The organism is Okeania sp. SIO2F5 (assembly GCF_010692685.1).
In the GTDB taxonomy this organism is placed as follows: Bacteria; Cyanobacteriota; Cyanobacteriia; order Cyanobacteriales; family Microcoleaceae; genus Okeania; species Okeania hirsuta.
This window is the reverse complement of sequence record NZ_JAAHGU010000017.1, coordinates 40,700-52,483: the sequence shown is the minus strand read 5'-3', so window position 1 is coordinate 52,483 and position 11,784 is coordinate 40,700. Positions and strand designations below refer to the sequence as shown.

Annotated in this window: 6 protein-coding genes and 1 pseudogene; 4 read left to right on the top strand and 3 right to left on the bottom strand. The window is 36.0% G+C overall.

The genetic code is table 11. The annotated features are described in order from the left end of the window. Positions 1-1,190 precede the first annotated feature (1,190 nt). The 4 genes and pseudogenes from treS (at position 1,191) to F6K27_RS09515 (ending at position 8,593) form a co-directional block, all read left to right on the top strand. Positions 1,191-4,523 carry a maltose alpha-D-glucosyltransferase gene (treS, locus tag F6K27_RS09530; RefSeq protein ID WP_287277148.1) on the top strand — a complete coding sequence of 1,111 codons (3,333 nt, stop codon included), beginning with the start codon at positions 1,191-1,193 and terminating at the stop codon, positions 4,521-4,523. Positions 4,524-5,593: 1,070 nt separating this feature from the next. Continuing rightward, the gene (locus F6K27_RS09525; RefSeq protein WP_287277147.1) at positions 5,594-6,319 is read left to right on the top strand and encodes a Stp1/IreP family PP2C-type Ser/Thr phosphatase; all 726 of its coding nucleotides are present in this window, start codon (positions 5,594-5,596) and stop codon (positions 6,317-6,319) included. Between the two features lie 208 nt (positions 6,320-6,527). After that, positions 6,528-7,673 carry an anhydro-N-acetylmuramic acid kinase gene (locus F6K27_RS09520; protein WP_287277146.1) on the top strand — a complete coding sequence of 382 codons (1,146 nt, stop codon included), beginning with the start codon at positions 6,528-6,530 and terminating at the stop codon, positions 7,671-7,673. A gap of 416 nt (positions 7,674-8,089) precedes the next feature. Beyond that, positions 8,090-8,593 (top strand): annotated as a pseudogene (locus tag F6K27_RS09515) (DinB family protein). A 258-nt stretch (positions 8,594-8,851) separates the two neighbouring features. On the opposite strand, the gene F6K27_RS09510 reads toward F6K27_RS09515, so the two are convergent. From F6K27_RS09510 to F6K27_RS09505, 3 genes are all read right to left on the bottom strand, one after another. Then, positions 8,852-9,649 carry a DNA adenine methylase gene (locus F6K27_RS09510; RefSeq protein ID WP_287277145.1) on the bottom strand — a complete coding sequence of 266 codons (798 nt, stop codon included), beginning with the start codon at positions 9,647-9,649 and terminating at the stop codon, positions 8,852-8,854. Between the two features lie 94 nt (positions 9,650-9,743). Further along, positions 9,744-9,875, bottom strand: coding sequence for an HNH endonuclease (locus tag F6K27_RS33595; protein WP_353735960.1), 132 nt, complete (start codon positions 9,873-9,875; stop codon positions 9,744-9,746). Between the two features lie 207 nt (positions 9,876-10,082). Then, on the bottom strand, positions 10,083-11,543 hold the full coding sequence (locus F6K27_RS09505; RefSeq protein ID WP_287277144.1) for a reverse transcriptase domain-containing protein: 1,461 nt from the start codon (positions 11,541-11,543) through the stop codon (positions 10,083-10,085). Positions 11,544-11,784 lie beyond the last annotated feature (241 nt).

Sequence of the window (11,784 nt, the reverse complement as noted above, 5' to 3'; positions counted from 1 at the left end):
GAAAATATTTGACTATCTCTCTACCGGGAATTTCTTCTAGTCACAGAAAAATTATTAGTTAATCAAGAATCAAAAAAATAATTGTCAAATTTCACTATTGCGACATACGCAACAGTAGAACATCAAACCTAGAAAGCAAGGAAACTCAGAGTTGATTTCTACATCCCAGAAAATATTTGACTATCTCTCTACCGGGAATTTCTTCTAGTCACAGAAAAATTGCTAGTAAATCAAGAATCGAAAAATTAATTGTCAAATTTCACTGTTGCGACATACGCAATAGTAGAACATCAAACCTAGAGAGTAAGGAAACTCAGACTTTATTTCCACTGACAGAAAATATTTGACTATCTCTCTACCGGGAATTTCTTCTAGTCACAGAAAAATTATTAGTTAATCAAGAATCAAAAAAATAATTGTCAAATTTCACTATTGCGACATACGCAACAGTAGAACATCAAACCTAGAAAGCAAGGAAACTCAGAGTTGATTTCTACATCCCAGAAAATATTTGACTATCTCTCTACCGGGAATTTCTTCTAGTCACAGAAAAATTGCTAGTAAATCAAGAATCGAAAAATTAATTGTAAAATTTCACTATTGCGACATACGCAACAGTAGAACATCAAACCTAGAAAGCAAGGAAACTCAGAGTTGATTTCTACATCCCAGAAAATATTTGACTATCTCTCTACCGGGAATTTCTTCTAGTCACAGAAAAATTGCTAGTAAATCAAGAATCGAAAAATTAATTGTAAAATTTCACTATTGCGACATACGCAACAGTAGAACATCAAACCTAGAAAGCAAGGAAACTGAGAAAGGTGAAATAATACCAAATAGAAATTTGATTTTATTTCAAAAATTCTTGCAGTTTTACTTTAATCAGTAATACCCAGATTGTTGTTTCTGTCAGGATAGTAAAAGAAAATAATCTGAAAAATCTTTGACAGAATTTGAGCGTATCTCTCTACCTAAAATTTCCTCCACTCACAGAAAATTAATTGTCAAATCTGACTATTGCTCTATACACAATAATTAGAAAATACACCCATCTCCCTATCACCCCATCTCCCTATCACCCCACCTCCCCATCTCCCCATCTCCCTATCACCCCACCTCCCCATCTCCCCATCTCCCTTTCAGCTATAATTACCAGGAATCCTCAACAAAAGAAAAAGCCTTACCCCATGCTAAAAAACGACCCACTTTGGTTCAAAGACGCCATAATTTACGAAGTACCAGTTCGAGCTTTCGCTGATAGTAACGGTGACGGTATTGGAGACCTCCGGGGACTTACAGAAAAATTAGACTATTTGCAAGACCTAGGCATAACAGCAATTTGGACCCTACCATTTTTCCCCTCCCCCCTCAGAGATGATGGTTATGACATTGCTGACTATAGAAGTATTAACTCCATCTACGGCAACATAGAAGATTTTCAACAACTTCTAGATGCTGCCCATGAAAGAGGAATTCGCGTAATTATCGAACTTGTAGTCAATCATACTTCCGACAAACACCCTTGGTTCCAAAGAGCACGTCGCGCTCCCAAAGGTAGTGTAGAAAGAGACTTTTATGTTTGGAGTGACAGTGCTGATAAGTTCCCAGAAGTTCGGATTATTTTCCAAGACTTTGAAAATTCTAATTGGGCATGGGACTCTGTTGCTCAAGCTTACTATTGGCATCGCTTTTTTTATCATCAACCAGACCTCAACTACGAAAACCCTGCGGTACAAGATGCTGTTTTAGAATTGGCAGATTTCTGGTTGAGCATGGGAGTTGATGGAATGCGCCTTGATGCAGTTCCCTATCTTTGTGTTGAAGAAGGTACTAACTGTGAAAACCTGCCAGGAACCCACGTCTTTCTCAAAAAGTTACGGGCCCACATTGATACTAAATATCCTAATCGAATGTTATTAGCAGAGGCTAACCAATGGCCTGAAGATGCGGCTAAATATTATGGGGCGGGGGATGAATGTCACATGAATTTCCATTTCCCTTTGATGCCTCGTTTATTTATGGCTTTGCGGATGGAGGATAATTTTCCGATTTCTGATATTCTCAAACAAACTCCTTCTATTCCCAATAACTGTCAATGGGCTTTGTTTTTGCGTAACCATGATGAGTTGACTCTGGAAATGGTCAGCGATGAGGACCGAGATTATATGTATAAGGCTTATGCTCAAGACCCACAGGCCAGAATAAATTTGGGTATTCGTCGCCGTTTATCCCCTCTATTGGGAAATGACCGTCGGCAAATAGAGTTGCTGAATAGTTTATTGTTGTCTTTACCTGGGACTCCGGTTTTGTATTACGGGGATGAAATAGGTATGGGGGATAATATTTATTTGGGCGATCGTAATGGTGTGCGGACCCCGATGCAATGGACTGCCGACCGGAATGCAGGTTTTAGTCGTACAAATCCACAAAAGTTATATGCTCCTGTTATTGTAGACCCTGAATACCATTACGAAACAATTAATGTAGAAGCTCAACAGGGTAATTCTAATTCTTTGTGGTGGTGGATGAAGCGTTTGATTTCTACGAGGGAACGTTTTCAAGCTTTTGGACGGGGTTCGTTTGAATTGTTGCACCCGGAAAATAGGAAGGTTTTGGCTTTTACTCGTACTTATGCTGGTCAGCACATTTTAGTAGTAGCTAATCTCTCTCGTTTCGTGCAAATAGTAGAGTTAGATTTATCAGCTTTTAATGGTATGGTTCCTGTGGAAATTTTTGGTCGGACTAAGTTTCCAGCTATCAAAGAGCATCCATACTTTTTTAGTCTAAGTCCTTATGCTTTTTACTGGTTGACTTTACAGCCACAACAAACTTATATTGATACTCCAAAACCTCTGAGTAAACTTCCTGTTTTGACTGTAGCAAATAATTGGAAAGATATATTTTCTCAAGCAGAAATCAAGAGTAGATTAGAGTCAATTTTACCTAATTATTTGAGTAGCTTCCCTTGGTTTGGAGGTAAAAATAAGGTGATTCAATCTACAGAAATAACAGAGGTTATTCCTATTGATTATCAACAAAAAGAAACTGCTTTAATATTTTTAGAATTTCATTATACAGAAGGGCCTACAGAAACTTATGTGATTGGTTTGAGCTATTTAATTCCCACAGAAATAACTCCTCAAATTCTTCGGGAACAGATTGTTGCGGAGTTACAAATACAACAGCAAGAAAAGCCCGGAATTTTATTTGATGTACTGGGAGACAAAGATTTTCTAAATCTGCCGTTGAATGCCATCAACAAAAAACAAAAATATCGTGGAAATAGTGGTGTGATTCAAGGAAAATCTACTGATGTATTAGCAGAGATAATGCAGACAACTACAGGAAATATTAATCCTCATATTTCCTCTGAAAAACATGATAAAACTCTGATTAATTTCGGCACAGGATTAATACTTAAATTATTGCGAAAACTAGAAGTTGGTATTAATCCAGATTTAGAAGTTGGCAACTTCTTGACAGAAAAAGCTAGGTCTGAAAATTCAGAAATTGCCGGGAATATTGCTCAAATAGCAGGATATCTAGAATATCACCAACAAGAAACTAATTTAATGACTATTGGTATATTAGAACAATTTATTCCTGAAGCAATGGATTGTTGGTCTTATACCTCTGATATTTTGAGAGATTATTTTGATAGAATAATGGTGGAACAAAGCTCTGTAAATGAGTTAGAAATTCCTCAGATTACTGTTAATAATGCTTTAAATATTGAAATTACTGAAGAAGTCTCCGACCTGATTGGTTCTTATATCAGTTTAGCTGAAAATTTAGGCAAAGTTACAGGAAATATTCATCATGCCTTAGCCTCTGATTTAGATAACCCAAATTTTGCTCCGGAACAGTTTACACCTTTTTATCAAAGGTCGGTTTATCAGTATATGAGAAACCAGACAGGAAGAATATTATTAAAGCTGAAAAAACACTTATCAGAATTTTCACAAGATAAACAACAATTAGCGAAAAATGTAATTAATCGTCAAGACCAAATTATGAGACATTTAGGTTCTGTAGTAGAACGAAAAATTACCGCAATGCGTACTCGTTGTCATGGAGATTATCATTTAGAAAACGTATTATTTACAGGTAAAGATTTTGTAGTTGTTAACTTTGAAGGGGAAGGAGTTCGACCTTTAAATGAACGTCGCATGAAACGTTCTTTACTTCGAGATATAGCAATAATGTTGGAATCATTTTATTATGCAGCTAATGTTGCTCTCCGGGAAGAAATTAAAAATGGAATGATTCGTCCTGAAAATTTACTTGCCATGGAACAATGGTCTACATTTTGGTATAGCTGGGTAAGCATATCCTTTTTAAAAGCTTACCTCAACAATACAATGTCAGGTTCATTCTTGCCTAAAACTGAAGAGGAAATACAGGTACTTTTAGATGTTTATCTCTTAGAAAAAGTTGTTTATGAACTTGATTATGAACTGAATTATCGTCCTGAATGGGTGGAAATTCCTTTGGCACGAATTCAACAGTTAATTCCATGATTGATCGAGAAAGAATTCAGGAGTCAGTCCTCAGAAGTCAGAAGTTGTTTTTATAACGGGGATCTGAGCAAGTCTCCAAAAAGATTTCGCCAATCAAAGCGGGGTTGCGCGACCCAATTATTTTGATAAATAAATGGGTTTAATATCCCCACTAAGTTTGATGATTTGCTGGTACTCAATTAGTTGCGGGTCTGAATACCACTAATTGATTCAGACTCCTTCTTCAAGTCAAAAAAACTTTTATTATACCAATTATCATGCATTAATGCTATACTAAGGTGACGCTTCAGTTATTAAATAGGGTTTGCTGAATAAAGTCTTTTTGCTGGGGTAGGAGACAACCCACCCCTAACTCCTCCCAGGAGGGGAAGACATCTATACTGGAGATAGGAGAAATGGGTCGGGAGCGAGGAAGTAGGAGTAAGAATTGTCAGAATGATTTTTCTGCCCAACTTTGAACCTAAAATACGCCCCATGCATGAGCGTTTTAGACGTGATACCAGGTACTTTTTTCGACCCCAAAAAGGCTAAAATCTTTATATTTCAATGCTTTTATATTTAATCAGCAAGCCCTAAATAATTAATACAGACAAAGTCCCTTTTTGCTAATTAACAACTCCGTTAATGTTAATTATTCTTATGTTTATTTCTCCCTGTACGGACGTTGCATGCAACATCCCTACCTACTCCCTTACTCAAGAAAATGTAGAAAAATTTTTGAGAAATGGTATTATTTAGAGCCAATTTAGGAATAATAGCTGTGAGTTGATTTTCCAACAAATTTATTAATACTCAATCACAAATTTTGCTAAATTATATCCTTAATAAATGGTTGATTTGACTTGCCATTTATTAGGGATTCATACAACTATTATTTTGCATAAGATGTTTGCATTAACACGATTAGATAAAACTTATCAATAAAATAATTTTATGGCAAGATATATACTGTATTAATTAGCAACATTGTAGTGCTAAAATAAAAGTAAAGTATATAAAAATTGGGATATTAAATATATTAGGTGGATAATAAACATCAAAATGGGACAAAAAGCCTTCAACTAAACTCTATGAAATTGAATTTCGCAGGCACTACTGATAAAGGTTGTATTCGCTCAGTTAATCAAGATTCTTATTACATAGACCCTGAAGGACGATTTTTTATTGTTGCTGATGGTATGGGAGGACATGCAGGTGGCCAAGAAGCTAGTAGAATTGCTGCGGAAGTAATTAAAAATTATCTTGTTAGCCATTGGCAGGATGTTATAGAATCATCAAAATTGTTAGAAGATGCTTTTCTCAAAGCCAATGAAGCCATTTTATACGACCAACTAGAAAACCCAGAACGTTCAGATATGGGCACCACCGCAGTAGTTGTTATCTTCCGAGAACAAGAACATTGGTGTGCAAATGTAGGTGACTCTCGCTTCTATCGACTTCGAGACCAAAACTTAGAACAAATTACAGAAGACCAAACTTGGGTAGCTCAAGCAGTGAGACAGAATGCTTTAACTCCCGAACAAGCTAGAGTACATCCTTGGCGTCATGTACTATCTCAATGTTTAGGTAGGAAAGATATGGGTAAAGTAGACACCTTATCTATTGATATTCAAACAGGCGATCGCCTATTACTCTGTAGTGATGGATTAACAGAAGATTTATCTGACACGGTAATTGCCCCCATGTTAAGTTGTAGTGATGATTGTGAACCTATTGCTCAAGAACTTGTAAATGCAGCTAAAGATCTAGGAGGTCGGGATAATATCACAGTAGTAATTGTCATTGTTGGTAATTAAAAATGACCCAAACATTCTGGTCAATAGCGTTCCCTTTTAACCCACAAAATGTAGCATAAAAATCTAAGTCAAAAGTCAAAATTCAAAATTCAAAAGTAAGAAGTAAGAAGAAAATTATAGTGGTCAAGAGAATATTCCAGATTTCAAGTCTCCTTATTGCAAGAGATACTGATAACTGATAACTGATAACTGATAACTGATAACTGAAATGACCAAAATTATTGGTTTGATTAGTGGCACTTCCGTCGATGGTATAGATGCAGCTTTGGTTGATGTTGCTGGTGGTCAAACAAATTTAAAAGTCGAACTCCTAGCAGGAGCTACTTATCCCTACTCAGAAAAATTACGCTCGCAAATTCTTAGTGTTTGTGGCGGTGCATCTCTGTCAATAGCTGAATTGGCAGAACTTGATGATGCTATTGCCCAAGAATTTGCCCAAGCAGCATTTACAATTAATCAAAAAAGCGATCAAAAAGCAGAAATTATTGGCTCTCACGGTCAAACTGTTTATCACCGTCCACCATCTCAACAATTAGGTTATAGCCTTCAGTTAGGACGTGGTGAAGTAATTGCTAACATCACAGGTATTCCCACTATTAGTAATTTTCGAGCTGCTGATATTGCTGCAGGAGGTCAAGGTGCACCCTTAGTTCCTTGTGTAGATATTCATTTACTGAGCCACCCTGAATATAATCGCTGCATTCAAAATTTAGGTGGAATAGGAAATGTCGCTTATATTAAAAGTCAAAAATCACCAGACCTCAAAAATAGTATTTTAGGTTGGGATACAGGTCCGAGTAATACACTATTAGATTTAGCAGTACAACACCTTTCTCAAGGTAGGAAAACCTACGATAAAAATGGAGAATGGGCAGCCAGTGGAGTACCATGTCAAGACTTAATAGAAAAATGGTTAAAACAAGACTTTTTCCAACAAAAACCACCAAAATCTACAGGTAGGGAATTATTTGGCAAAGACTATTTATTTAACTGTCTTGTTGATGGAGAAAATTATAATTTAAGTGCTGCTGATATACTAGCAACTCTCACAGAATTAACAGCAGCTTCTATTAATCATAGCTATCAAAATTTTTTGCCAAACTTACCAGATCAAATATTATTATGTGGTGGTGGTAGTCATAATTTATATTTAAAAGAACGGATACAGAATTTATTAGTACCAATTCCAGTAATTACCACTGCTGAAGTAGGTGTAGATGTAGATTTTAAAGAAGCGATCGCCTTTGCAGTTTTAGCTTATTGGCGTTCTTTAGAAATTCCCAGTAATTTGCCAGAAGTTACCGGAGCTAAAGCCAAAGTAATGTTAGGAGAAATTCATCAACCAATTATTTAATTAGGAGTCAGGAGTCAAGAATTTAGAATTCAGAATTCAGAATTCAGAATTCAGGAGTCAGGATTTATATAAAATCCGGTTTATATAGTTGAGGGGAGTAGTAGTAGGGGAGTGGTGGAGCAGGGGAGTAGAGGAGATTGGATATTGAAGTAATTATAGAACTATCAACATATATTGTATAATCGGATTCTAGATTAAGCAGTAATATCATGTCTGGATAATTAGTGATAAAAAAACTTTCCCCTTTAGCGAGGGCGAATACCATTCGCCCCTACAGATGGTGGTTTAAAAGTCAATTTGCGTAAGTTATGAATAAAAAATAAAATCAATTATCTCACTGTTATTCATCAATTCTTTCCTCCTACTCCCTACTCCCTACTCCCTGCTCCCTACTTTCTCATTTATAGAAATTTCTAATGAAAACAACCGATTATTTTCAAAGATTATCTCAATATAACCAATGGATGAACGAAAAAATTTACCAAGTTTGTGCATCCATACCCGATGAAATACGTCGGAAAGATAAGAGAGCATTTTTTAATTCAATTCACGGCACACTCAACCATATTTTATTAGCAGATAAATTGTGGTTAAGTCGTTTTAAAAATTATACTTTTAAAATTGAATCGTTAAGACAAGAATTAATTGCTGAATTTGATTTATTATGGGAAGAACGTCAAAAAACAGACAAATAAATTCAGAGTTATATTGATTCGTTAACAGATGAAAAATTGTCTGAAACTTTGACTTTTACAAGTAGGTCTCAGAAACGAGAATGTACATTTCCAGTTTGGTTCTTACTCTTACATTTTTTCAATCATCAAACTCATCATCGCGGTCAACTTACTACTTTAATTAGTCAATGTGGCAAAGATTTCGGAGTAACAGATTTATTGTGGTTACCAGAAGCTGAATTATAACGAAGTCAGAAGTCAAAAGTCAAAATTCAGAAGTTGTTTTTAAGCAACCCTCCAAAAACATTTCGCCTTAAAAGGCGGGGTTTTAGACTCAATTATAGGGAGGCTTTAGACCGCAATTTTTTGGTAAATAATTACAGCATATTCCAAGGATGAAGTACAGATATTAATAATTAAATGAATGCAAGTGCGGGCATCTTGCCCGCTATAGCATCTTGCCCGCGAGGGGTGTACTTCACCAAGGTGGAATCCCCTGTAAATCTACACTGAAAAATTTAAAACTATAATTTCATTAACTTTACCTCTTTTCAAACCTTTAGAATTGATATTTCGTGCTGCCTTAACTATGTGAATTTTATCATGATAATCTTGATATAAATCCATCATAAAATCAGTCTGAGAATTACTCAACATAACTCGGCAACCTTTCGCTGTTAAATCATCAACAACTTGCTTCAATCTTTCCTGTTCATTCCGGTTAAAACCATTAGCATCATATCCAGTAAAAGATGCTGTATCAGAAACCGGGTCGTAAGGTGGATCGAAATAAATAAAATCACCTTTTTTTGCCTTATTAACAGCCTCTGCAAAATCCATATTTAATAGTTTTACTTGAGGTTTGTTTAAATATTTACTCACAGCTTTTAAAACATCTTCATCCAAAATATTAGGTTTTTTGTATCTACCAAAAGGAACATTGAATTGACCTTGAGAATTAACCCTAAATAAACCGTTGTAACAAGTTTTATTCAAATAGATAATTCTGGCTGCTCTTTCTACTGCTGACAGACCTTTATATTTAGACATACGGTCTAAATTTCTGATTTCATAATAATAATCTGGACTATTTTTTTCTTGATGTTTTTTTAACTCCACAATTAAATCATCCAAAGAATCTTTCACCACCTGGTAACAGTTAATTAATTCCGGATTTTTATCATTAATAACTGCCCTAGTTGGTTGTAACTCAAATAAAAGCGCTCCACCTCCAATAAAAGGTTCATAATAGGTATGCTTTTTTAGGGATTTTTCATCAAAATATTTGATTAATTCAGGCAACAATTGTCTTTGTTAGAGTCGAATGGGATATCACTATCCCAAACTCTCCTTCAGAACCGAACATGAAAGTTCCCCTTCATTCAGCTCCTCCTAGCTAGTTTGACTTGCGATCGCGACTACCATCTTGAAAAAATTTCTGATGATGGCAGTAATTGTGCAGGAATTTTTTGTTAGCCATATTGTTTTTACCCCCTAAATATTGGAGAGTTATATGGTCTACTTCCAGATTGTCTTCACTGGTAAAGTATTAGGGAATTATAGGGAATTATATGGTCTATTTCCAGGTTGTCTTCACTGGTAATTATGTAGAATCCGGTTATATAATACCTATATTTATAATTCTATAATTACCGAATAATAAAGGTTTAAAGCCTATCCTTTAAAGGAGAAACAAGAAAAAATCAAGTTCAATATTTTAAGCCTCTGACTTTAACTAGAGGTACTGATAACTGATAACTGATAACTGATCACTGAAATGACTCTCCCACTCCCTTACTCCCCCACTCTCTTTATGGTTTCGCAATACTTTCCCATCTGGCGTGATGAATTTCCATCCTTGTCCTTTATCAACTCCCCAATATTTATTTACAGTGTGCTTTTTGCCCTGCATGGAGGCACGATAGTATCCCCATCTGAGAAGTTGATGGAATAAGATATTATCCATCCTTCTGAAGACTCTTGAACTTACCAAAGAGTCATAATAATTGCTCCACTCCCTAATTTTAGGTGTTAGCATTTCTATTAATTTCTCTTGCGGTGCATTGCGATACAGTCGGATTGTATGTTTTAGGACTCTGGTATGGCGTTTGATAGCTTCCTTTGTAGGTTTTATGAGAGTTTTAAACCCTAGTTTGTTACCATTTCCATCCGTTGCACTATTTATATCTTTGACCCGGTATTGCCTGACATTAAACCCTAGATAGTCAAATCCTGTATGAACTTTTCCATCTCCTAGAGTGTGAGCAATTCTTGTTGTTGAGTCTTTTAGTTTTAGACCAATATTTTCCAACCAGTCATTGATAATTTCCAGGCATTCCTCTATCACCTTTTTGCTTTCGTGCAAGATAACAAAATTATCCGCATATCTATGGAATAGAGGTGGATTGAAATTGACATCGGGTTGTATCCCATAGTTATATTTCTGGGAAAATACCTCTTGTAATGCTTCCTGCATTCCATGTAAAGCTATGTTCGCTAATAACGGAGAAATTACACCACCTTTTGGAGTGCCATTTTCGGCTTTGTAGAAGACATCTTTCTCAATAACACCTGCTTTGAGCCATGCCTTAATTTGACGACGCATAGCTGGATAAGTATTGAGTTTATCCAATAATCTTCCATGGTTTATTTGGTCGAAGCACTGCTCTATTTCAGCACCTAGAACATAGTAACTTGTTTTTTTGATGTCACTATAGATAGCTGCGATCGCATCTTTAGCACTTCTTCCCGGTCTGAAACCATAAGAATTAGCCTCAAACCTTGCTTCCCATTCTGGTTCTAGAGCTATTTTAGCTAATACCTGTTTAGACCAATCTTCCATGGTGGGTATTCCGAATGGTATTTTCTCCTGTTTGTTTCGCTGAGGAATTTCAATCCTGCGGACAGGTTGAGCTTTGCCATCCAGTTGAATTTTTTGGGCTATTTGAGCTATTCCATCAATTTCTGGAGTATTTTGTCGGGTAATATTGGACTGTGTTACTTTCCTGACTGCAAGTAGTTTAGCTGATTTAGACTTTACCAGTAATTTCTGTAATTTCCTGACAGTTTTGGTATCACCATTTAGCGACGCTTTGTAGATTCTTTTCTGAAGGCGAAATACAGCTCTATTAACCGATTTCCAGTTAATATCACTCCATTTCATTTCCACCGTAGTTGTTTCACTCGTATTGGTCATTTTGCCTCTTACTTAGTTTCTACTCTCTAGACTTAGGGATGTCCGTCTGCATATCCTGGAAATTACTCCAGACATTAGCTTTTGACATCATCCTTCCCCAATAAAGTTTATAGCTTGGCTGCCTACTCAATGAGAACTTTATTCGGGTTACTTCGTTCCGTAGAGGTTTTGTCTGGTCGGGTTGGGTTCTGACTATACGCCGAGGAATGCTCTTATGGGTAAGAGAAGGATGTTAATCAGA

What these genes read in the sequence shown, in the direction of transcription:
- treS (WP_287277148.1), top strand. Translation starts at nt 1,191, where the DNA reads ATGCTAAAAAACGACCCACTTTGGTTCAAAGACGCCATAATTTACGAA.
- F6K27_RS09525 (WP_287277147.1), top strand. Translation starts at nt 5,594, where the DNA reads ATGAAATTGAATTTCGCAGGCACTACTGATAAAGGTTGTATTCGCTCA.
- F6K27_RS09520 (WP_287277146.1), top strand. Translation starts at nt 6,528, where the DNA reads ATGACCAAAATTATTGGTTTGATTAGTGGCACTTCCGTCGATGGTATA.
- F6K27_RS09505 (WP_287277144.1), bottom strand. Translation starts at nt 11,543, where the DNA reads ATGACCAATACGAGTGAAACAACTACGGTGGAAATGAAATGGAGTGAT.